This is a genomic window from Bacillus sp. GB_SG_008 (assembly GCF_052038115.1).
GTDB lineage: Bacteria > Bacillota > Bacilli > Bacillales > Bacillaceae_G > Bacillus_A > Bacillus_A rhizoplanae.
This window is the reverse complement of sequence record NZ_JBPZSK010000001.1, coordinates 903175-926164: the sequence shown is the minus strand read 5'-3', so window position 1 is coordinate 926164 and position 22990 is coordinate 903175. Positions and strand designations below refer to the sequence as shown.

Here is a 22990-nt window from a genome sequence, read left to right as displayed (position 1 = left end):
CTGGAGGTACCTCTTCTTATTTTAAAATATTTGCAATATATGCGTGAAGTTCTTCTACTTTTACTTCTGCAGATTCACTTGTTGCACGTACTTTTACTTCGACAATGCCTTCATCGGCTTTTTTACCAACTGTTACTCGAACTGGAAGACCAAATAAGTCTGCATCAGCAAATTTTACGCCTGCACGTTCTGCACGGTCATCTAATAATACTTCATACCCTTGTTCTCGTAATGAATTGTAAATATTTTCACCGACTTCACGCTGTGCATCAGATTTCATATTTACTGGAATCACATGTACATAGAATGGTGCAACTGCCTTTGGCCAAACTAAGCCATTCTCATCATTAAATTGCTCAGCGATCGCAGCAACTGTACGAGATACACCAATTCCGTAGCAACCCATAATAATTGGTTGTGTTTTACCGTTTTCATCTAAGAATGTCGCATTCATAGATTCACTATAGCGTGTACCAAGTTTAAATACATGTCCCACTTCAATACCGCGAGCAAAGCGAATTGTTCCCTTGCCGTCTGGAGAAAGGTCCCCTTCTTGGATGAAACGTAAATCTGTGTATTGGCTTACTTTAAAGTCACGTTCTGGGTTTACATTCACGTAATGGAAACCTTCTTCATTTGCTCCGCAACATCCATTTACGATAGTTTGTACAGCATGATCAGCAATTACTTCTACTCCTGTTACACCAATTGGACCTAAAGAGCCAACTTCACAGTTTAATAATTCTTTTACTTCTTCATGAGATGCAAGTTCGACAACAGAAGCACCGAATAGGTTTTTCACCTTAACATCGTTTACTTCATGGTCTCCGCGAACAAGAGCAACAATAAATTTCTCATCTACTTTAAAGACCATAGACTTAATACAATTTGATGCCTCAATATTTAAGAACGCAGATACTTCTTCAATTGATTTTTGATCTGGCGTTGCTACTTTTTCAAGCTCTTTTTCTACTTCATCGCTCTTTTCACAAGAAGCAATAACAGGTGCCATCTCAATATTTGCAGCATAATCAGATGTATCAGAATATGCAATTGTATCTTCTCCTACATCTGATAACACCATAAATTCATGTGTATCCTTTCCACCCATTGCTCCAGAGTCAGCGATAACAGCACGGAAATTTAAACCACAACGTGTGAAAATGTTAGAGTACGCTTGGAAAAGACGGTTATATACTTCATCTAAACTCTCTTGCGTCGCGTGGAAGGAATATGCATCCTTCATTAAAAACTCTCTTCCGCGTAGCAAACCAAAACGAGGTCGCTGTTCATCACGGAATTTTGTTTGAATTTGATAAAGTGTTAAAGGTAATTTTTTATATGACTTAATCTCGTCACGCACAAGATCCGTAATAACTTCTTCATGCGTTGCTCCAAGAGCAAACTCACGATTATTTCGATCGTTCATACGCATTAATTCTGAACCATATGAATACCAGCGTCCAGATTCTTGCCATAATTCAGCTGCTTGAAGAGCTGGCATTAATAACTCTACAGCACCAGCTTTCTCCATTTCTTCGCGAACAATATGCTCTACTTTATGCAAAACTTTCAGACCAAGCGGTAAAAAGCTATATATACCCGAAGCATTTTGACGCATAAATCCTGCGCGTAATAGAAGCTGATGGCTTTTAATTTCCGCATCAGCTGGTACTTCACGCAATGTAGGACTAAATATCATACTTTGTTTCATTTCATAGCACCTCTTTTATAAGAAAAACTTCCGTATATCATTCCATGTCACAACTAACATAAGTAACATCAATAAAGCAAAACCAATAAAGTGAACCATTCCTTCTTTTTGACGATCAATCGGTTTTCCGCGGAGCGCTTCAATTAAGAAGAAGAAAAGGCGTCCCCCGTCTAGTGCAGGAATAGGTAATAAGTTAAACAAACCAAGATTTATACTTAAAACAGCTGTTAAACTAAGAACACGAATAGTACCATACTCTACAACTTGACCTGTTAAATTATAAATCCCCACTGGGCCAGATAAATCATTAATAGAGAAATGTCCTGTAATTAGCTGCATAAGGGAACCAAAAATGAGTTTTGTCCACTTATATGTTTCATCAAATCCTGCTTTAATTGAACCAAATAGAGACTTCTCAACAGGCGATTGCACTCCAATTCTACCAACTGTAACGTCCCCTTCTTTTTCAGCAGCAGGAGTAACTTGTATCGTTACTTTTTGACTATCACGTGTTACATTCATCGTAATTTCTTTTCCAGGATTTTCACGAACGATATTCACTACATCTTTCCAACTATTTGTTGGTTCATTATTAATGGACGTAACGATGTCATCTTCATGTAATCCAGCTTTCTGCGCCACGCTACCAGATACCACTTTTCCAATCATTGGTTTATCTACAGGAATTCCTTGTACAAAACCAATGATAATAAATAAAACGAAAGCAAGAACAAAGTTCATTGCTGGACCAGCAACAATAGCAAGCGCTCGTTGTCCTAACGTTTTTGAGCCAAATTGCCTATTAAACGGCGCAATCTGTGTCTCCTCTCCTGCTGAAACGTAACGAGCTTTCTCGTGAACCCGAAATGTTTGTAAATCTTCTTCATACTCTTCATATCCAGATATGATTAGCTTATGTTCCAAGTCAGCTTGTTCCACTTCAACAACACGAACATTTGGATATTTTTCACGATTATCCAAAACAATTTTCGTAACCTCTTCTTTTTCGTTTAACACAAGTCCAACTTTTGTACCCGGTTTTAGTTCAATTGTTTCTGGATCCTCTCCAGCCATTCGTACATAACCACCAAGTGGAAGTAAACGAACTGTATAAACTGTTTCATTTTTTTCAAACGAGAACAATTTTGGACCAAAACCAATGGCAAATTCACGACACAAAATGCCAGCACGTTTGGCAAAGTACAAATGTCCAAGTTCATGGAAAAACACGAGTGCACCGAAAATTAAAATAAAGGTAATCGCTGTATTCAAGTTCCATAACCACCTTTGCTAAATTTGTTCCATCACAAATCGTCTTGTGGCAGCATCGATTTCCTGAATTTCTTCTAAGCTTGGACGCGCAATGACATTGTGATGGTGCATTGCTTTTTCAATGAGGTCTTCTACTGTTAAGAAACTGATTTTCTTTTGCAGAAAAGCTTCTACAGCGGCTTCATTAGCTGCATTCATCACAGTTGGCATACTTCCTCCCGTTTTCCCAGCTTCATATGCGAATCGAAGGCAACGGAAACGTTCCATATCCATTGTTTGAAAATGTAATGTTCCAATTTCCCATAAATTCAGCTGTTTAGCGTTTGGAAGTGAAAAACGATCAGGGTAAGTAAGTGCATATTGAATTGGAACACGCATATCTGGTGTACCAAGCTGCGCCATTACACTGCGATCTTCAAACTCAACCATTGAGTGAATGATACTTTCTTTATGTAATACAACATCGATTTGCTCATAAGGGATATTAAAAAGCCAATGCGCTTCGATAACCTCTAGTCCCTTATTCATCATTGTAGCAGAATCAATTGTAATTTTCGAACCCATAGACCAGTTTGGATGACGAAGTGCATCTTCTACTGTCACATGCTGAAGTTCATTCCTCGTTTTATCTCGGAAACTTCCACCTGATGCTGTCAAAATTAATCGAGAAATACGCTTCTCATTTTCTCCGTTTAAGCATTGAAAAATAGCAGAGTGCTCACTATCTACAGGAAGTAAAGGTACGTTATGCTTTTTTGCAGCTTCCATAACTAAATGCCCTGCTGTTACTAATGTTTCTTTATTTGCAATTGCAATCGTTTTTTTCGCCTCAATTGCTCGTAATGTCGGTAGTAATCCGACACTACCAACAACAGCGTTTACAAGTATTTCTGCATCTGGATGAAGTGCAACTTCAAGCAGCCCTTCATCTCCATATACAATTTTCGTATTTCCACAAACTGTTTGTAATCGCCAAGCATCTTCCTTTTGTTGTACAGACACAATCTCAGGAGAAAACTCTTGAATCATTTGCTGAGCAAACTCAATGTTTCTCCCAACAGAAAAAGCAACGAGACGGAATTGGTCTTGGTGCGAGCGCAATACATCTAATGTTTGCGTTCCAATTGATCCACTTGCACCTAATAAACTAATGGTTTTCATTACTCCAACTCCTCGTTCGTTCATTAAATGAAATGTAAGAAATGTAATAACGGTAATACAAATAACCAGCTGTCAGTTCGATCGAGAATACCACCGTGTCCTGGTAAAATTGTACCTGAATCTTTCACACCATAATGACGTTTAAATGCCGATTCTACTAAGTCTCCAATTTGGCCAAATACCGATATTGCAGTTGTAACTGCAATAAGGACACTTATATTTGAATGAACCGGTAAAAATACATTATACACAAGAGCAACAACAATTCCACATAAAATACCGCCGATAGAACCTTCTATCGTTTTATTTGGACTAATTTCTGGCCAAAGTTTGCGTTTCCCGATTGCTTTTCCAATAAAGTAAGCACCAGAATCCGTTGCCCAAATCACAAACAATGCATAAAATACATATTGAATTCCTGCAATACGAGTTTCATTCAAATAAAGGAACCCCATTGCAACATAAGTTGTTGCCATCAATAAAAATGCAGCATTGTCAAAAGTAAATGTATTCTTAGAAAGGACAGTATATGATAAAAGCAATAAGACAATTACAAATGTAATGTCCCCTTTCGTTAAACCAATTGTTTCAAATACGCCCGTTACATTACTTGGAACTAAAATAGTCCACAGCAATAATGCTGCTAAAACTGTTGGCACAGAAATAATCGTTAGCTTATTCATTCGAATTAATTCATATAATCCAACAGAAGCTAATGCATACACTAAAATTGTAAAAGGCACGCCACCGTAAAATACGATGGGAATGAATAGCGCGGCAGCAATCACTCCAGTAATTATTCTCTGTTTCACTACCAAACCCTCTCTTTCTACACGCCTCCAAATCTGCGACCTCTATTTTGGAAGTCAGTAATAGACTGTAATAAATGTTCTTCTGTAAAATCCGGCCAATTTACATCGGTAAACCAAAGTTCTGTATAAGCAATTTGCCATAGCATAAAATTACTAATACGGATTTCACCGCTTGTTCGGATTAGTAAATCAGGATCAGGCAATGTTCTTGTCATTAAATACGAAGAAATAGTATCTTCTGTTATTTCTGCAGAACGAAGTTTTCCTTCTTCACTATCCCTAACCATATTTTGCACAGCAGACACAATTTCATCACGACTTCCATAGTTTAACGCAAAATTTAAGATTAAACCCGTGTTATCTTTCGTATCTTCAATCGCTTTTTCCAGCGCCCTGCGCGTGTGAGTTGGAAGACGATCCTTTTGTCCTATCACACGTACTTGTACATTTTCTTCAATGAGCTCTGGCAAAAATGTACCTAAAAATTCTTCAGGAAGTTTCATTAAATAATCCACTTCTAATTTCGGTCTTTTCCAGTTCTCTGTAGAAAAGGCGTAAAGGGTCAGTACTTTAACACCGAGCTTACTAGCAAATTTCGTAATTTTCTTTACGACTTGCATTCCTTCATGATGACCTGCAATACGAGGCATCGCCCTTCTTTTCGCCCATCTTCCATTACCATCCATAATGATTGCAATATGCGCTGGAATTTCTCCTTTTTTTGCTTCTTCTACGAGATGATCAAACGACGCGATCTTATTGCCTTTAAAAAAAGGAAGTTTTTTAAACATCATTCAAACCCTCCAACGAGCAGACATATGCCTAAAAGTGTAAAAAGACCCCCTTAAGAAGAGGGTCATATTTGCGAAAGCTTCGCGATTACACTTCCATAATTTCTTTTTCTTTGTTTTTTGTAATATCGTCAACTTTTGCGATATATTTATCCGTTTCTTTTTGGATATCTTCTGTGTACCCTCTTAAATCATCTTCTGTAATTTCACCGTTTTTCTCAAGTTTTTTCAACTCATCATTTGCATCACGGCGAACGTTACGAACAGCTACTTTTGCATCTTCAGAATATTTTTTCACAACTTTCACAAGTTCACGACGACGTTCTTCCGTTAATGCAGGGAATGCAATACGAATGACAGAACCATCATTAGAAGGATTTAATCCTAAGTCAGCTTTTAAAATTGCTTTTTCAATATCACCGATAGATGTCTTATCGTATGGCTGAATAACTAGTAAACGTGCTTCTGGCACTGTAATATTTGCTAATTGTACAACAGGTGTTGGTGCACCGTAGTAATCTACTTGTACTTTATCTAATACAGAAGCACTTGCGCGTCCTGCACGAACTGTTGAAAGTTCACGAGAATATGCAGCGGTTGCTTTTTCCATTTTTTCTTTTGTATTGCTTAAAACTTGTTGTCCCATTATTATTTCCCCCTCACAATTGTTCCAATATTTTCGCCCAGAACAGCGCGTTTAATGTTGCCTTCTTCCATAATGGAGAATACAATTAACGGAATATCATTATCCATACATAAAGAAGAAGCTGTAGAATCCATTACACCCAAGCCTTCTTTCAAGACATCTAAATATGTAAGTGATTCGTATTTTGTTGCTGTTTCATCAACAGTTGGATCTGCACTATATACGCCATCTACATTATTTTTCGCCATTAAAATAACATCTGCCTCAATCTCAGCTGCACGTAGTGCTGCTGTTGTATCAGTAGAGAAGTAAGGGTTTCCTGTACCTGCAGCAAAAATAACAACACGTTTTTTCTCTAAATGACGATTTGCTTTACGGCGAATATAAGGTTCCGCCACTTGACGCATTTCAATAGAAGTTTGTACACGTGTTTGAACTCCTAAATTCTCTAAGCTGTCTTGAAGAGCTAAAGAGTTCATTACCGTTGCTAACATTCCCATATAATCAGCCGTTGCACGATCCATTCCCATTTCGCTACCAATCTTACCGCGCCAAATGTTACCACCGCCAACAACAACTGCTACTTCTACGTCTAACTCAGCAATTTCTTTCACTTGCTCAGCAACCGACTTAATAACAGACGGATTAATTCCAAATCCTTTATCTCCAGCTAAAGCTTCCCCGCTCAGCTTTAATACTACACGATTATATTTTGGCTTACTCATAATGAACCTCCATTGCCTACATCTTTATTTTAAAAAAGGGAACACAATGTGTCCCCCAATCTTTATTAGTTGCTGCCTTTTACTTGGTTCATTACTTCTTCAGCAAAGTTGTCTTGACGCTTTTCAATACCTTCACCAACAGCGTAGCGAACGAATCCTTTTAATGTGCCGCCTTTAGACTCAACGAACTGACGAACTTTCATATCAGGATTTTTAACGAATGCTTGGTCAAGTAAGCAAATCTCTTCGAAGAATTTGCCAAGACGACCTTCAACCATTTTCGCAACGATTTTTTCTGGCTTGCCTTCGTTTAAAGCTTGTTGTGTTAATACTTGACGCTCATGCTCAACTTCTTCAGCTGTTACAGCATCGCGGTCGATGTATTTAGGGTTAACTGCTGCAATGTGCATTGCTACATCTTTAGCAGCTGCTTCATCTGCAGAACCTTCAAGAACTGTTAATACACCAATGCGTCCACCCATGTGTAGGTAAGCACCGAATGCATCTGCATCAGTTTTTGATACGATTTCAAAACGACGAAGTGTAAGTTTTTCACCAATTTTAGCGATTGCTTCGTTGATGTGCTCTTCTACTGTTTTGCCGTTTGCAATTGTTTGAGCCATAGCTTCTTCAATGTTAGCAGGTTTGTTAGCTAATAAGTGAGCAGCTAATTCTTTAATTAATGTTTGGAAACCTTCGTTTTTCGCAACGAAATCAGTTTCAGAGTTTAATTCTAAGATTAAACCGTCGTTACCGTTTGTTTCGATGAAAGTTAAACCTTCAGCAGCGATGCGGTCTGCTTTTTTAGCAGCTTTTGCAATACCTTTTTCACGTAAGAAATCAATTGCTTTCTCCATGTCGCCGTTAGTTTCTGTTAAAGCTTTTTTGCAGTCCATCATACCTGCGCCAGTTTTTTCACGAAGTTCTTTTACCATTTGTGCAGTGATTGCCATACTTTTCATCCTCCTAAAATATGTATTTATACCTTTTAAAAAGGTGTTTATACCTTAAAAAAGGTGATAAAAGGCCGAACCCCTTATCACCTTTCCAAATTTGTTACGCAGTAACAGTTTCTTCACCTTGTTTTGCTTCAAGGATCGCGTCTGCCATTTTAGATGTAAGAAGTTTTACAGCACGAATTGCATCATCGTTTGCTGGAATTACGTGATCGATTTCGTCTGGATCACAGTTTGTATCAACGATACCGATGATTGGAATGTTTAATTTGCGTGCTTCAGCAACTGCGATACGCTCTTTACGAGGGTCTACTACGAATAATGCATCTGGAAGACCTTTCATATCTTTAATGCCGCCTAAGAATTTTTCAAGACGCTCTAATTCTTTCTTAAGTTGTACAACTTCTTTCTTAGGAAGTACTTCGAAAGTGCCATCTTCTTGCATTCTTTCGATGTCTTTAAGGCGTTTAATACGCTTTTGAATTGTTTGGAAGTTTGTTAACGTACCACCTAACCAACGTTGGTTAACGAAGTACATACCAGCGCGAGTTGCTTCTTCTTTAATAGCATCTTGTGCTTGTTTTTTTGTACCTACGAATAATACGTTACCGCCGTTAGCAGCGATGTCTCTCATTACGTTGAATGCTTCTTCAACTTTTTTCACAGTTTTTTGTAAGTCGATGATGTAGATACCGTTACGCTCTGTGAAAATGTAACGTTTCATTTTTGGGTTCCAACGACGAGTTTGATGTCCGAAGTGAACACCAGCTTCAAGCAATTGCTTCATAGAAATTACTGACATAATTTAGTTCCTCCTAAATGGTTTTTGATATCCTCCGTTCACTTCATCTTTAAGCGAAACTACAAGCGTAGCACCAACACTTAAATCAATGAACGTGTGTACTTTGTACTGACACCACTGACAACTATATCACAACAAAATATCACAATCAAGTCGAAAATACAGACATTATGAAACTTTCTTTTCAGTTACTTATTTTTACTATCGAATCATATTACAGTATTGCCATTCTCCCTTATTTCTAAGCTATTTTAATGATAAAGCGTCCCCCTCATTAGAAATTTTTTCTGCTGAGAACACTAAAAAAGAGCTCTTCTGCACTATACAGAAGAGCTCTTAGTCTTTTGAAATTAGTTTGTTTTTAATTTCGCAAGTTCATGTAAAAATTTATCATTTAATACTTTAATGTATGTTCCTTTCATACCTAAAGAACGAGATTCGATTACACCAGCACTTTCTAACTTACGAAGTGCGTTTACGATTACAGAACGCGTAATACCTACACGATCAGCAATTTTACTTGCAACAAGTAAGCCTTCTGTTCCATTTAATTCTTCGAAAATATGCTCAATTGCTTCTAATTCACTGTATGATAATGAGCTAATTGCCATTTGTACAACCGCTTTACTACGTGCTTCTTCTTCAATTTCTTCTGCTTTTTCACGTAGAATTTCCATACCTACTACAGTAGAACTATATTCAGCAAGAATTAAATCATCATCTAAAAATTCTTGACCAAGACGCGCTAATACTAATGTACCTAGACGCTCACCACCGCCAACGATTGGTACGATAGTTGTTAAACCTTGACCAAATAACTCTCTGTTTTCTACAGGGAACGCTGTATACTCACTGTTTACTTCTAGGTTTGGAGACGTTTCAGTTACATTGAATAAGTTCTTTGTATACTCTTCTGGGAATTGACGCTCAGCAAGCATTTGTTTCATGCGCTCATTTTCGATTTGTTGGTGAATTGCATATCCTAATAATTTTCCACGACGACTTACAATAAATACGTTCGCTTCAATTACTTCACACATTGTGTCAGCCATTTCTCTAAAGTTTACTGGTTTTCCTGCTGCGCTCTGTAATAACGCATTCAGCTTTCTTGTTTTTGCTAATAATTCCATTTCAAAATTTCCTCCTACATATTATTCACATACTTTTACTCTCTTGGAAACTAGGGCGAGTCACCTGATGATACTATTACAAAATAAACTGGCTCACATCTTTATTTTTAGCAATCGTCGCTAACTTTTCCTCTACATACTGAGGTGTTATCGTTACCTTTTCTAACGTAATTTCAGATGCTTCAAACGATAAATCTTCAAGAAGTTTTTCCATAATGGTATGAAGCCTTCTTGCTCCAATATTATCTGTATCTTGATTGACTTGATAGGCAATCTCGGCAATCTTACGAATAGCTTCGTCAGAAAATTCAATTTCTATACCTTCCGTTTCCAATAATGCCATATATTGTTTTACTAAAGCATTATCTGGCTCTACAAGGATTTTCACAAAATCATCTGCTGACAATTTCGTTAACTCTACTCGAATCGGGAATCTTCCTTGTAGTTCTGGAATTAAATCTGACGGCTTTGACATATGAAAAGCGCCCGCTGCAATAAATAAAACGTAATCCGTTCTTATCGGTCCATACTTTGTCACAACAGTCGATCCTTCCACAATCGGTAAGATATCCCGTTGCACGCCTTCACGTGATACATCAACGCTATTCGATTGTTTACCAGCAATTTTGTCAATCTCATCAATAAAAATAATTCCAAGCTGTTCAGCACGATAAACAGCCTCTTGTGTAACTTCATCCATATCAATTAAGCGCTGTGCCTCTTCATTTGTCAAGACTTTTCTCGCTTCTTTTACAGAAAGTTTACGTTTCTTCGTTTTTTTCGGCATAAAACTTCCAAGCGCATCTTGAAAATTCATGCCCATTTGTTCCATCCCTGTACCTTGAAGCATATCAAACATAGATGATTGTTGTTCTGTCACTTCGATTGTAATCGCTTCATCTTCTAGTAAACCTGCAGCAAGCTGTTTTTCTACTTCTTTTCGTTTCTGTTCAATTTCCCGCTCATCCTGCTGTTCCGACGCTGAAGTTGTATTTTGATTTTGATACCCACCAAATAACATTTCTAACGGATTTTTAAATCCTGATTCTTTTTGTTTATACGGTACTAAAATTTCAACAATTCGCTGATTCGCTTGCTCTTCCGCTTTATCCTTAACATGAACCATTTTCTCTTCTTTCACAATTCGAACAGAAGTTTCCACAAGATCACGAATCATAGATTCAACATCACGACCAACATAGCCTACTTCTGTAAATTTTGTCGCCTCTACTTTAATAAAAGGAGCACCGACAAGCTTTGCAATTCGTCTCGCCACTTCTGTTTTCCCGACCCCAGTCGGCCCAATCATTAAAATGTTTTTGGGTGCAATTTCATCGCGAAGTTCTTCTGCTAATTTACTGCGGCGATAACGATTTCGGAGCGCTACCGCAACCGCTTTCTTCGCATCTTTTTGGCCAATAATATATTGATCTAGCTTCTCTACAATTTGTCGCGGAGTAAAATGTAAATGCATATAAAATGCCTCCCTTACAGTTCTACAATTCTTCCACAATAATATTTTCGTTCGTATATACACAAATATTACTAGCGATTTCTAAACTTGCTTTCGCAATTTCTCTTGCTGTAAAATGAGCACCCGCATGCTGTTTTAAAGCACGACCTGCTGCAAGTGCATAATGCCCACCAGATCCAATCGCTAAAATGCCATCATCAGGTTCAATCACTTCACCTGTTCCCGAAACAAGTAATAACGTATTTTTGTCCATAACGATTAACATTGCCTCTAATTGGCGAAGCATTTTATCTCCCCGCCACTGCTTTGCCATTTCTACAGCAGCTCGCTGCAAATTACCGTTGTATTCTTCAAGCTTCCCTTCGAACATCTCAAAAAGCGTAAAAGCATCTGCGACAGAACCCGCAAAACCAGCTAACACTTTACCGTGAAATAACTTTCGCACTTTACGAGCTGTATGCTTCATAACAACAGCATTTCCAAGCGTAACTTGCCCGTCACCAGCCATTGCACATTCTCCATTATGGTGAATTGCAAATATCGTTGTAGCATGGAAATTTCCCATAGAAAAAAACTCCTTTATTTGTTTTTATAGCTTTTAAAAGCAATTTATGCGCGAGGATGATGCATCATGTAAACAGAACGCAACCTTTCCTTTGAGACATGCGTATAAATTTGTGTTGCCGATAAATTTTCATGCCCTAATAGCTCTTGTACAGTTCGTAAGTCTGCCCCTTCATTTAACATATGAGTCGCAAATGTATGTCTTAACATATGAGGGCTTATATGCATTGTAAGGGAAGTTTTTTTTATTAGTTCATTTAAAATATATCGAACACCACGATCTGTTAACGGTGTCCCTTTCGCATTTAAAAACACCATTTGGGAGTGTTTCTCCGATTTTTTCTCTAATCGTTTTCTCCCATTTTCTATGTAAGTTAGTAAAGCATCTTGTGCATAACTCCCAAAGGGAACATAGCGCTGTTTCTTCCCTTTCCCCATCACCAAAATCGTCCCAATTGAAAAATCAATATCGGTAAGTTGAAGCTTCACACATTCACTGACACGAATACCCGTCGCATACATGAGCTCCAATAAAGCCTGATCTCGCTGTCCTAACGGCTTGTCAGTATCAGAAACTTCAAATAACTGCTCTAATTCTTCAACGTACAAAAATTTTGGGATTGACCACTCTTTTTTAGGGAGTGACGCAAGTGCAAATGGATTATCTTCCCGATATCCTTCACGCATCAAAAAACGGTACAAACTTCGTAAACTCGAGATTTTGCGCGCTACAGATTTCCTTGCTAACTTTTCATTATGCAAAGTTGTTAAATATAAACGAACATCAACATACGTAATATCCACAAAAGAGGAAATACCTTCTCGCTTCATAAATTGCACAAAATGTTCTAAATCATTCTGATAACTTTCAACTGTATATTTTGAATAATTTCTTTCAATTTGTAAATATCCGACGAATAATTGTAACATTTTATTCACATGTTCATCCATACTCTTCACCTCAATAAAGGCTACTAAATCGTATCACAATTTAGTAGCCTTTGCAAGAAATTTGACTAAATATTTACAAAATTTTGAATTGTTTCTAAAGCGCGATTTGCATACGCTTCGTTACGTTCTTGCTTCTTCTTGATTTTCTTTTCTAGCGGTGCAAACAATCCGAAATTCGCGTTCATCGGTTGGAAGTTTTTCACATTTGTCGTTGTAATGTAATTTGCCATACTCCCCATTGCTGTTACTGGCGGTAAAACAACCGGCTCTTCACCTTTCACAAAGCGAGCTGCATTTATACCTGCCAATAAGCCTGAAGCGGCTGATTCTACATATCCCTCTACTCCAGTCATTTGTCCAGCAAAGAATAAATCATTTCGATTTTTATATTGGTATGTCGGACGAAGTAATTTTGGCGAATTGATAAATGTATTACGATGCATCACACCATAACGTACAATCTCTGCATTTTCTAGTCCAGGAATTAATTGTAACACTTCTTTTTGCGGCCCCCACTTTAAGTGTGTTTGGAAACCAACAATATTGTATAATGTTCCTGCCGCATCATCTTGACGTAATTGAACAACCGCATACGGTGTTTTCCCTGTTTTCGGATCTTCTAATCCAACTGGTTTCATCGGTCCAAATAGTAATGTTTGTCGGCCGCGGTTTGCCATTACTTCTACAGGCATACACCCTTCAAAGAAAACTTCCTTCTCAAATTCTTTTAATGGCACTGTTTCCGCAGCAATTAACGCATCATAAAAACGGTTAAATTCTTCTTCTGTCATAGGACAGTTTAAATATGCTGCTTCACCTTTATCATAACGAGATTTTAAATATACTTTCTCCATATCAATGCTTTCTTTTTCCACAATAGGTGCCGCCGCATCATAGAAGTAAAAATAATCCTCACCCGTTAGCTCTTTTAGTTGTGCTGATAGCGCTGGTGAAGTAAGCGGTCCTGTTGCAATTACAGTAGGTCCTTCTGGAATTTCTGTAATTTCCTCATTCATTACCGTTACGTTCGGATGATTTTTCACATATTCCGTTACCTTCGCCGCAAATTCATGACGGTCTACAGCTAAAGCACCGCCCGCTGGTACAGAACACTCATCTGCTGCACGAATAATAACAGAATCCATACGGCGCATCTCTTCTTTAATTACACCAACCGCATTTGTTAATGTATTTGCACGAAGCGAGTTACTACATACAAGCTCAGCAAATTTATCTGTATGATGAGCTGGTGTTTGTTTTACTGGTCTCATTTCATATAATCTTACTTGAACACCGCGCTTTGCGATTTGATAAGCTGCTTCGCTTCCTGCAAGACCTGCACCAATTACGTTTACTACTTGTGTTGTCATTTGTCTCACCTTTCTTTTTTCATTTCCCGAAAAAAATGTGAGCTGGTAGGCTCACATTTGTTGTTCTTCTTCATAATCACAAGAAATACACTGTACTTGAACGCCTTTTTTCAACTTCTTCTCAACAAGCATCCCTTCGCACTTTGGACATTTCCGACCAATTGGCTTATCCCAAGAAACAAAGTCGCACTCTGGATATGTGCCGCAGCCGTAAAAAAGACGTTTCTTTTTATTACTTCGTCGTTCAATAATTTGTCCTTCGTCACACTTCGGACATGTAACACCGATTTCTTTAACAATCGGTTTTGTATTTCGGCAATCCGGGAAATTAGAACAAGCCATAAACTTTCCGAATTTCCCCATTTTGAAGACCATTGGGTTACCGCACAGCTCACAATCTTCTCCGGCAGGCTCATCTTTAATTTCTACTTCGCGCATTTCTTTCTCCGCTTTCTCTAAACGCGGTTCAAACTCTTTGTAGAAATCATCAACAATTTGTACCCAATTTGCATTTCCCTCTTCTATTTCATCAAGATTTTGCTCCATATTAGCTGTAAACTCGATATTAATAATTTCTGGGAAAAACTCTAAAATAAGTTCAATTACAATTTCGCCAAGCTCAGTTGGAATAAATCGCTTATTGTCTAACCCTACATATCCGCGTTTTTGAATCGTTTCTAGCGTCGGTACATATGTAGATGGTCTACCAATTCCAAGTTCCTCTAACGTCTTTACTAAACGCGCCTCTGTATAACGCGGTGGGGGCTGAGTGAAATGTTGTTTCGGTTCGACATCTTTAGAAAAGACTGTTTCTCCTATGTCTAACTTAGGTAACATTCTATCCTTCTCTTCTGCTCCATCATCTTTTGTTTCCACATATACCTTCATAAATCCCGGGAATTTCACAACAGATCCATTTGCACGAAATTGAACAGAATTGTTTATCAATGTAGCTGTAACGGTATCCATTATAGCAGATGCCATCTGACTTGCAACAAATCGCTCCCAAATCAGTTTATATAAACGATATTGGTCACGGCTCAAATAGCTTTTTAATTCATCTGGTTTACGCAAGACAGATGAAGGTCGAACCGCTTCATGCGCATCTTGTGCCTTTGCATTTTTCGACTCTTTCTTTTTTTGTGTCCCTATGTAGTCTGCCCCAAACGCTTCTTCAATATAAGAACGTGCTTCTTGTTGCGCTGTTTCTGAAATTCTCGTTGAATCTGTTCTCATATATGTAATTAATCCGACCGTCCCTTGCTTTCCAATATCAATACCTTCATAAAGCTGCTGTGCAAGCATCATCGTTTTCTTTGCTCGCATATTTAATTTTCTCGCAGCTTCTTGTTGCAGAGAAGATGTCGTAAATGGTAATGCAGGATTACGTTTTCGTTCTTTTCTCGTTACACTTTCAACCGAAAATGCATTTTCTTGCATTTTTTCAATGATTTCATTTACTTGTTGTTCATTTGTTAATTCTACTTTTTCCCCATTTATTCCATAGAAGGATGCTTCAAACGTCTCTTTCCCTTTTACAAATTCAGTTTTAATCGTCCAGAATTCTTCTGGTATAAACGCTTGAATTTCTTTTTCGCGATCTATAATTAAGCGTACTGCAACAGACTGCACACGCCCTGCACTTAATCCTTTTTTTACTTTCTTCCATAATAAAGGACTAATATTATAACCAACAAGTCGGTCAAGCACGCGTCTTGCTTGCTGTGCATCCACTAAATCCATATTAATCGCACGAGGATGTTTAAAGGATTCTTTAATGGCATCTTTTGTAATTTCATTGAATACAACACGGCAATCTGACTCTATATCTACATTCAGCGTATTTGCTAAATGCCAAGCAATCGCTTCTCCCTCACGATCTGGATCGGCTGCGAGATAGACTTTTTTTGCTTTTTTTGCTGCTGTCTTCAAATCTTTTAAAACAGGCCCTTTACCACGAATGGTAATATATTTTGGGGTAAAATTGTTTTTCACTTCTATTCCCATTTGGCTTTTAGGTAAATCGCGAACATGGCCCATAGACGCAATTACTTTGTATTTTTTCCCTAAATATTTTTCAATGGTTTTCGCCTTAGAAGGCGACTCCACGATTACAAGGTAATCTGACATGCTAGTGCCTCCTTAAGAGGTGGATTCAGGTCTTCATCTTTATTCACACAAATGCTCCTTCCTCAAAGTTCTGAAAACTTTTTTGGATGGATTATTGACTAATATTATTGATTTCTCTCGTTTTTGTCAATCAACAATGAATATAACATACAGTGACAATCTACTATTTGTCAATAATTGTTTAATAAAAATATAAAATATACTAGCAATTTGAAAGTTCTTCTATCACATCTTTTGCACATTGAACTAATTTCGCTCCTTGTTGGATGAGCTGATTCGTTCCCACAGCACTCTCAATATAGTTAGGACCTGGTAAGGCAAATACTTCTCTATTTTGTTCTAAAGCAAAGTCCGCTGTAATAAGAGAACCACTCCGAGCATTCGCCTCTACCACGAGAACACCTTGACAAAGTCCACTTATAATACGGTTTCGCCTTGGAAAATACCATTTTTGCGGTGCATAATGCGGGGGATACTCCGTTACAAGTACGATTTGTTCTTTCCATTTTTCATAAAAAGATTGATTCTTTTTTGGATACATATATTGTAAGCCGTGTCCTAATACTGCAATTGTCGCAAAGCGGTGCTCTACTGCAATTTCATGCGCAATTGAATCGATACCACTTGCAAGCCCACTCACAATTAACCATTCATTTTTCATAAGCGGTTGTAAAATAGATTGTATGCTTCCTTTTCCGTATAAAGACGGATTTCTCGTTCCCACAACGGCTAATTTTTTTGTCCATTGTAGCAATTCTTTTCTTCCCTTTCCATATAAAACAAACGGAGGATCAGGAATTTCGCGCAATAAACTCGGATAGTCATCATCCCATATCGTTATATAAAAAATGTGTTCATCTTGTAATTTTTGAATATAGAAAGAAGGAGACGTTTTTTGAAGATACGAAACAAGTGCAGAGGCTTTTTGCATAGACAGCCCAAGACGTTTTTCAATTTGAGGAGCTTGAAAGGAATAAATATCGGTTAACTGAGGGTCGATAGATAGTAAACGCCGGAGTACTTTCCACTGATCCGCCAAATAGTAATGAAGATGTAACAATCTTTCACGTTTCATATTCATTCTCCTTACCCATAATTAATATTATGTAAACAATCAGAGGTATAAAAGACACCCTCTTTTACAGAAGGTGTCTTTCTAAACTATTAATAATTTTTACAAGTTTCAAATAAACCTTTTTCTTTTAAAACAGAAATTAAAGTTTCACCCATAACAGCTGGTGTTTCAGCAACTTTAATACCGCAAGCTTCCATCGTTTTAATCTTTTCAGCAGCTGTACCTTTACCGCCAGAAATAATCGCACCAGCATGGCCCATGCGTTTTCCTGGAGGTGCTGTTTGACCGCCAATAAAGCCAACAACAGGTTTCGTCATGTTCGCTTTTACCCACTCAGCAGCTTCTTCTTCTGCTGTTCCACCAATTTCACCAATCATAATAACAGCATGTGTCTCTTCATCTTCATTGAATGCTTTTAATGCATCGATGAAATTTGTACCATTTACAGGGTCACCACCGATACCTACTGCAGTTGATTGGCCGATTCCTTCTTGTGTTAATTGATGTACAGCTTCATATGTTAACGTACCTGAACGAGATACGATACCTACATGACCTTTTTTATGAATGTATCCTGGCATAATACCAATCTTACACTCATCTGGCGTAATAACACCTGGGCAGTTTGGTCCAAGGAGACGTGTTTTCTTACCTTGCATGTATTTCTTAACATTTACCATATCCAATACAGGGATACCTTCTGTGATACATACTACTAAATCAAGCTCTGCATCAACAGCTTCCATAATTGCATCCGCAGCAAAAGCAGGTGGAACGTATACAACAGAAGCGTTTGCACCTGTTGCTTTTACAGCGTCTTCTACTGTATTAAATACTGGTACACCTTCGATTTCAGTACCACCTTTACCAGGCGTTACACCACCGACGATTTTTGTACCATATTCAATCATTTGCTTTGTGTGGAATAAACCTTGAGAACCTGTAATACCTTGTACAATAACTTTTGTATCTTTATTAACTAATACGCTCATTTTTTCTCCCCCGCTTTCTATTAGCCTACTAGTGAAACAATTTTTTGTGCACCGTCTGCCATAGATTCTGCTGCAACAATATTTAAACCAGATTCATTTAAAATTTTCTTTCCTAACTCTACATTAGTACCTTCAAGACGAACAACAAGTGGTAATTCAAGGCCTACTTGTTTTGTTGCCTCGATAACACCTTCCGCAATTACATCACATTTCATAATTCCACCGAAAATGTTAACAAAAATACCTTTTACATTTTTGTCAGAAAGAATAATTTTGAAAGCTTCTGTAACTTTTTCAGCTGTAGCACCGCCACCAACATCTAAGAAGTTAGCTGGATCTCCGTTATAATGTTTAATAATATCCATCGTTGCCATCGCAAGTCCTGCACCATTTACCATACAACCAATATTTCCATCTAATGAAATATAGTTTAAGTCATATTTAGAAGCTTCCACTTCTTTTGGATCTTCCTCATCAAGATCACGAAGTTCTAAAATATCTTTATGACGATATAAAGCATTAGAATCGAAGTTTAATTTTGCATCTAACGCCATAACTTTTCCGTCACCTGTTGTAACAAGCGGGTTAATTTCTGCAATAGAGCAGTCTTTTTCAATAAACGCACGGTATAAGCCCATCATAAACTTAACAGCTTGTCCAACAAGCTGATTTGGAATATTGATATTAAATGCAATACGACGTGCTTGGAAGCCTTGCAAGCCTACCGCAGGATCAATATATTCTTTAAAGATTTTTTCTGGTGTTTTCTCTGCTACTTCTTCAATTTCTGTGCCGCCTTCTTCAGACGCCATTAACACAACTTGAGAAGTTGCACGATCTAATACAAGACCAACATAATATTCTTTTTTAATGTCGCATCCTTCTTCGATAAGTAAGCGCTTTACTTCTTTACCTTCAGGACCTGTTTGATGAGTTACAAGCGTTTTCCCTAGAATTTCCTCTGCATATGTACGAACTTCATCTAAGTTCTTTGCTACTTTTACACCGCCGGCTTTGCCGCGTCCGCCAGCATGAATTTGTGCTTTTACTACACATACACTCGTTCCTAATTCTTTCGCTGCTTCTACAGCTTCTTCTACTGTAAAGGCAACCTTCCCGTTCGGAACGCTTACCCCATAGTTTCTAAGGACTTCTTTCCCCTGATACTCGTGGATATTCATGGTCCCATCCTCCCCTATTTTCCTGTTTTACTCGAAAAGTTTTTTAATGTTTTTAAACACTACATTGCCATTGTATAAAATGATTGCCACGCTGTCTACAATAAAGTGTCAGAAAACTGAAATCGCTTTATTCTTTTTTTGAAAATAGTAATGTTAATATACAAAAATAAAGAATAAGCTGTAGATTACAGCTTATTCTTTAATCATATCTTTAATTGGAGCAAACGTTTTTCGATGCTCATCTAACACACCATAAGTTTCAATCGCTTGTAAATGCTGTTTCGTTCCATAACCCATATGTTGCTCGAATCCATACTGCGGATATCGTTTTCCAAGCTCCTTCATCATGCGATCACGCGTTACTTTCGCAATTACAGATGCAGCCGAAATAGAAATGCTTTTCGCATCTCCTTTAATAATGGACGTTTGAGGGATTGAAGCCGGAAGTTCCATCGCATCTATTAGCAAATGCTCTGGTGTACAAGATAAATTTGCAACAGCATCCAGCATCGCTTGTTTCGTCGCTTGGTAAATATTTATTTCATCGATTACATTAGGTGGTATAATCCCAATCCCGATTGCTAATGCCTTCTCTTGAATTTCACCATAAAACCGCTCACGCTTCGCCTCACTCAGCTTTTTCGAATCATTTAAACCTGGTATATAGAAATCTTCTGGAAGCACAACAGCAGCAGCAACAACAGGCCCCGCTAACGGTCCTCTTCCCACTTCATCAATACCAGCAATAGATACAATCCCTCTTTGCCGGAGCGCACCTTCATAAATTGACATCTCAATAAATTTTTGTTTTTCTTTTTCTTTATCCCCTTGTTGTTTTTTCCATTTTATAATGAGTCTTTGCACACCTTTTCGTTCGTCTGCTAATAGCATAGCAAAACGTTCGTCGTCTTCTTGTACAATTTCTTGCAATAGCTCTTCTATTTCTTGAATTGTTTGTTTTTTAGACATACACAGTTCCTCCTCCAAATAAGAAAAGGCGTGCAAAAGCGCGCCTTTTTCTTTCCCGTTTAATATTATCTCTGTATTCAGAAGAACGAAAGACACCGGGTTTAAAATAACTACCAGTAAAAATTAAATGAATGAAACGAACCAACTAGAAATCTAGCTTTATCCCGCACTAACGGGCAGTATAATATCCCCCGCAAGATTCAGAGAGTAGCGAAGAAGATAAGCGGGGGATATAAGCCCGATTGGTGAGAGCTTTTCATCAGGGGGAGATAAAGAAAATCCCCACTGATGAAAATTTCACTTTATGCTTCTTCTATTATTTCTTCTGGTGTTTCAAATGTCATTTTTCCAAGTTTACCACCACGAAGCTCACGAAGAACAAGTTCTGATGTCTTGTCATAATCAACAAGTCCTCCACCCATTAAACAGCCTCTATTCTTTCCAATTGCATCAAATAGTTCCACAATATCTTCTGGGATGTCATTTAACTTATAACGCTCTTTCAAACGTTCTGGATACTGTTTCTCCATAAACCGAAGTGCATATACAGCCACATCTTGTAAATTTAAAATAGAATCTTTAATCGCACCAGTCGTCGCAAGACGAAGCCCAACCATTTCATCTTCAAATTTCGGCCACAAAATACCCGGCGTATCTAGTAATTCCATTTCTTTTCCTACTTTAATCCACTGCTGGGCCGTTGTTACACCTGGACGATCGCCTGTTTTCGCAATATTTTTCTTTGCTAATTTATTAATTAATGTTGATTTTCCAACGTTCGGAATACCAACAATTAAAGCGCGAATTGCTCGCGGTTTAATACCTTTTGCAACCATCTTATCAAACTTTTCTTTCACCAGTTCCTTACATGCTGCTGTAATTTCTTTCATACCTTGTCCAGCTTGCGCGTTAATAGAAATTGCTTTATGACCTTTTCCCTCAAAATACGCAATCCATTCCTTTGTTACACGATCATCTGCCATATCCGCTTTATTTAAAACGACAAGCCTTGGCTTATGCGTAATAATTTCATCAATCATCGGATTTCGTGATGATAATGGCAATCTTGCATCAACAAGTTCAATTACAACATCGATTAATTTTAACTTTTCTGTTACTTGCCGCCTCGCTTTGGCCATATGACCTGGAAACCATTGAATTACCATATTTCCACCTTCTTTTCTACGTTCATTTTACAATACGAGCATCTTTTAATGGCCAATATAACATATTAGCTTTCCCAATCACTTGGTCTATTGAAATTGTTCCAATTGTACGACTATCTTTACTAAAACGGCGATTGTCTCCTAATACAAATAATTCTCCTTCAGGAACCGTTGTCTTCCCTGTAATTTCTTCAAGCTTAAAATCATATGTTAGCGGACCTTCAGAAAGCTGCTTTTTTTCCTCAGCTAAATACGGCTCTTCATACGGCTTTCCGTTAATATAGAGTGTGTCGTTTCGATATTCTACCTGATCACCTGGCAAACCAATGACACGTTTAATGTAATCTTTATCTTCCGTTGCTTGAAACACAATAATATCAAAGCGTTTTGGTTCGCTAATGTGGTACCCAATTTTGTTGACAATCATTCGATCACGATCATGAAGAGTTGGTGACATAGATACACCATCTACAAGAATCGGAGCAAAGAAAAACTGTCTAATAATCCAAGCTAAGACAACAGCGATTAAAATGGCTTTTATCCATTCCCAAAGTGTACTTTTTTGTTTCGTCATGCGGTTCCCCTCCACAATTATGTAAGCTGTTTGTATACGAGCAAAAATAAAGCTAGATTGGAAAAAGGGAGCTTGCAAATACAAGCTCCCATACATGTCTTATCGAATTTCTTTAATACGTGCTTTTTTACCGCGAAGGTTGCGTAAGTAGTATAACTTAGCACGACGTACTTTACCACGGCGAAGTACTTCGATTTTCGCGATTCTTGGCGTGTGAACTGGGAATGTACGTTCAACACCTACACCGTAAGAAATCTTACGAACTGTGAATGTTTCGCTAATTCCGCCACCACGACGTTTAATTACAACACCTTCAAAAATCTGAATTCTCTCACGAGTACCCTCTACTACTTTTACGTGTACGCGTAAAGTGTCACCAGGACGGAATGAAGGTAAATCAGTTTTTAATTGATTTTTTGTAATGTCTGCGATTAATTGTTGCATATTCAATTCTCTCCTTCCAAACAGATGCTCTTGCAAAGTCATTTCATAAATTACAGCGGAACACCGTTGTTAACGGCTACTCTCTATAAGT

At 37.9% G+C, this 22990-nt stretch carries 22 protein-coding genes; all 22 read right to left on the bottom strand.

Features of this window, described 5'->3' with window-relative positions:
- Positions 1 to 16: 16 nt before the first annotated feature.
- The 22 genes from ACTDJC_RS04740 to rplS all read right to left on the bottom strand — a co-directional run bounded on the left by ACTDJC_RS04740 (position 17) and on the right by rplS (position 22899).
- Complete coding sequence (locus ACTDJC_RS04740; RefSeq protein ID WP_440602737.1) at positions 17 to 1714, bottom strand: proline--tRNA ligase; 1698 nt, start codon at positions 1712 to 1714, stop codon at positions 17 to 19.
- Between the two features lie 15 nt (positions 1715 to 1729).
- Positions 1730 to 2986, bottom strand: coding sequence for an RIP metalloprotease RseP (gene rseP / locus ACTDJC_RS04735; protein ID WP_098309694.1), 1257 nt, complete (start codon positions 2984 to 2986; stop codon positions 1730 to 1732).
- A gap of 18 nt (positions 2987 to 3004) precedes the next feature.
- Entirely contained in the window at positions 3005 to 4147 is a 1143-nt protein-coding gene (dxr, locus tag ACTDJC_RS04730) for a 1-deoxy-D-xylulose-5-phosphate reductoisomerase (protein WP_230573489.1), read from the bottom strand.
- A gap of 23 nt (positions 4148 to 4170) precedes the next feature.
- The gene (locus tag ACTDJC_RS04725; RefSeq protein ID WP_098309692.1) at positions 4171 to 4959 is read right to left on the bottom strand and encodes a phosphatidate cytidylyltransferase; all 789 of its coding nucleotides are present in this window, start codon (positions 4957 to 4959) and stop codon (positions 4171 to 4173) included.
- Between the two features lie 17 nt (positions 4960 to 4976).
- Positions 4977 to 5753, bottom strand: coding sequence for an isoprenyl transferase (locus tag ACTDJC_RS04720; protein ID WP_253630202.1), 777 nt, complete (start codon positions 5751 to 5753; stop codon positions 4977 to 4979).
- Positions 5754 to 5838: 85 nt separating this feature from the next.
- Entirely contained in the window at positions 5839 to 6396 is a 558-nt protein-coding gene (gene frr / locus ACTDJC_RS04715) for a ribosome recycling factor (protein ID WP_098309690.1), read from the bottom strand.
- Positions 6397 to 6398: 2 nt separating this feature from the next.
- The gene (pyrH, locus tag ACTDJC_RS04710; protein ID WP_098309689.1) at positions 6399 to 7121 is read right to left on the bottom strand and encodes a UMP kinase; all 723 of its coding nucleotides are present in this window, start codon (positions 7119 to 7121) and stop codon (positions 6399 to 6401) included.
- 65 nt (positions 7122 to 7186) lie between these two features.
- Positions 7187 to 8074: a translation elongation factor Ts gene (gene tsf / locus ACTDJC_RS04705; protein WP_098309688.1), complete on the bottom strand. Its 888-nt coding sequence runs from the start codon at positions 8072 to 8074 to the stop codon at positions 7187 to 7189.
- A 103-nt stretch (positions 8075 to 8177) separates the two neighbouring features.
- Entirely contained in the window at positions 8178 to 8879 is a 702-nt protein-coding gene (gene rpsB, locus ACTDJC_RS04700) for a 30S ribosomal protein S2 (RefSeq protein WP_090912758.1), read from the bottom strand.
- 350 nt (positions 8880 to 9229) lie between these two features.
- Entirely contained in the window at positions 9230 to 10009 is a 780-nt protein-coding gene (codY, locus tag ACTDJC_RS04695; RefSeq protein WP_020059163.1) for a GTP-sensing pleiotropic transcriptional regulator CodY, read from the bottom strand.
- Between the two features lie 76 nt (positions 10010 to 10085).
- Positions 10086 to 11483 carry an ATP-dependent protease ATPase subunit HslU gene (hslU, locus tag ACTDJC_RS04690; protein WP_440602736.1) on the bottom strand — a complete coding sequence of 466 codons (1398 nt, stop codon included), beginning with the start codon at positions 11481 to 11483 and terminating at the stop codon, positions 10086 to 10088.
- 22 nt (positions 11484 to 11505) lie between these two features.
- Positions 11506 to 12048: an ATP-dependent protease subunit HslV gene (gene hslV / locus ACTDJC_RS04685; protein ID WP_253630204.1), complete on the bottom strand. Its 543-nt coding sequence runs from the start codon at positions 12046 to 12048 to the stop codon at positions 11506 to 11508.
- A 44-nt stretch (positions 12049 to 12092) separates the two neighbouring features.
- The gene (gene xerC / locus ACTDJC_RS04680; protein ID WP_440602735.1) at positions 12093 to 12998 is read right to left on the bottom strand and encodes a tyrosine recombinase XerC; all 906 of its coding nucleotides are present in this window, start codon (positions 12996 to 12998) and stop codon (positions 12093 to 12095) included.
- A 65-nt stretch (positions 12999 to 13063) separates the two neighbouring features.
- A complete protein-coding gene (trmFO, locus tag ACTDJC_RS04675; RefSeq protein WP_440602734.1) occupies positions 13064 to 14368 on the bottom strand; it encodes an FADH(2)-oxidizing methylenetetrahydrofolate--tRNA-(uracil(54)-C(5))-methyltransferase TrmFO in 1305 nt (434 codons plus the stop codon).
- A 51-nt stretch (positions 14369 to 14419) separates the two neighbouring features.
- Positions 14420 to 16498 carry a type I DNA topoisomerase gene (gene topA / locus ACTDJC_RS04670; protein ID WP_440602733.1) on the bottom strand — a complete coding sequence of 693 codons (2079 nt, stop codon included), beginning with the start codon at positions 16496 to 16498 and terminating at the stop codon, positions 14420 to 14422.
- A 202-nt stretch (positions 16499 to 16700) separates the two neighbouring features.
- Positions 16701 to 17573 carry a DNA-processing protein DprA gene (gene dprA / locus ACTDJC_RS04665; RefSeq protein ID WP_440602732.1) on the bottom strand — a complete coding sequence of 291 codons (873 nt, stop codon included), beginning with the start codon at positions 17571 to 17573 and terminating at the stop codon, positions 16701 to 16703.
- Between the two features lie 89 nt (positions 17574 to 17662).
- Positions 17663 to 18565, bottom strand: coding sequence for a succinate--CoA ligase subunit alpha (sucD, locus tag ACTDJC_RS04660; RefSeq protein ID WP_098309681.1), 903 nt, complete (start codon positions 18563 to 18565; stop codon positions 17663 to 17665).
- 20 nt (positions 18566 to 18585) lie between these two features.
- Positions 18586 to 19746, bottom strand: coding sequence for an ADP-forming succinate--CoA ligase subunit beta (gene sucC, locus ACTDJC_RS04655; protein WP_429707410.1), 1161 nt, complete (start codon positions 19744 to 19746; stop codon positions 18586 to 18588).
- 192 nt (positions 19747 to 19938) lie between these two features.
- Positions 19939 to 20715, bottom strand: a complete 777-nt coding sequence (locus tag ACTDJC_RS04650) for a ribonuclease HII (protein WP_440602731.1) — start codon at positions 20713 to 20715, stop codon at positions 19939 to 19941.
- A 302-nt stretch (positions 20716 to 21017) separates the two neighbouring features.
- On the bottom strand, positions 21018 to 21881 hold the full coding sequence (gene ylqF, locus ACTDJC_RS04645) for a ribosome biogenesis GTPase YlqF (RefSeq protein ID WP_098309678.1): 864 nt from the start codon (positions 21879 to 21881) through the stop codon (positions 21018 to 21020).
- 22 nt (positions 21882 to 21903) lie between these two features.
- Positions 21904 to 22455 (bottom strand): signal peptidase I, encoded by a 552-nt coding sequence (lepB, locus tag ACTDJC_RS04640; protein WP_098309677.1) that lies wholly within the window; start codon positions 22453 to 22455, stop codon positions 21904 to 21906.
- Between the two features lie 99 nt (positions 22456 to 22554).
- On the bottom strand, positions 22555 to 22899 hold the full coding sequence (gene rplS / locus ACTDJC_RS04635; protein ID WP_098309676.1) for a 50S ribosomal protein L19: 345 nt from the start codon (positions 22897 to 22899) through the stop codon (positions 22555 to 22557).
- Positions 22900 to 22990: the final 91 nt, after the last annotated feature.